General features: G+C 49.9%; 2 pseudogenes. Both read right to left on the bottom strand.

From position 1 onward, the window contains the following. A pseudogene (locus tag AC1DLB_RS30755) lies at window positions 1-722 on the bottom strand (hypothetical protein); the annotation flags it as partial. A gap of 200 nt (window positions 723-922) precedes the next feature. Then, window positions 923-1,066, bottom strand: a pseudogene (locus AC1DLB_RS30760) (response regulator); the annotation flags it as partial.

Below are 1,066 nucleotides of genomic sequence, written 5' to 3' on the forward strand. Positions count from 1 at the left end.
ATGCTACACAGGTCCACCAGCAGTTTTCCGCGTCCGCCGATGTGCTGAGCGGTCAAGGTACGAATTGTTTGCCTGTCATCCGCCGACAACACCAAAGCCCTGTCCTCACTGCTCGTGATGGCTTCCCAGTAGTTACCCAATGCAGGGGAAGGGTGGTAGTCAAACTCTAGATGTTTGATCAGGTTTTTTATGCGTTTTACATCTACGGGCAGTTCGTATTCGTGGAATGTGATCCATTGAGCAACACCCAGCCGATTGTCGAAGAACACCACTCTGTCGATGGTTGCTGCAATATCCGCGATTGCAACCAAATCATCATTGAGGTCCGGATCAAGTTTGGTCTTTGCGGTCAATCGTATTTCGCGGCCATTATGGGAGGCGATGATGTGACCTGCATCGACAACATAGAACGAAGCATCGGGATGGACGGAATAGTAGGCGAGCACTTCTTTAAAGGCGGGCTTGTCGATCATGCTCTGCAACATGACAGCGCCGGGGCGCAGCGCCTGTTCGAACGAAGAACCTTCGGTCACTGTAATGAATAGCGCTTCCCAGTCTATCTGCTCATTGTTTTCTTTTCCGGAAATAGCCTTTTTAAGCTGTGCGATGATTTCGCCTCGCTCGATTTTATCGCTCTCAATGCCTTGTTTAAGTCGAGGGGTGATGTCTTGAGGGTTGGATAGTTGCAAATTATAATTCGCAGCTGTGTGCTGTTGGTCCATTAGTAGTTCCTTCTACTGGTTGTTGCTTAAAGGTGTGAGGATCCTCTTTTAGTTTAAGTTATTGGGCAACTGGCATTGTATTAGTGCCTGTTTCAGGTGGGGTCATAAAGTTGTTGAGGGTGCGGACTGTTCCGTTGCGGAAAAACTAAAAAGCACCGCTCTTTTCAGGAGCAGGTGCTCGGTGCGGCTTAAGCGCTTAGTTACACTTCAAGTATGTCCTTGACCTTATCCCGCAGTTGATCAATCGAGAACGGCTTGCCGATCACATGCATGCCGTCAGGCACCTCGATGCTTTCGGCATAACCGCTGGCGAACAGGATCGGCAACTCGGGGCGCAGCAGGCG

It is taken from the genome of Pseudomonas sp. 05N434, assembly GCF_056396965.1.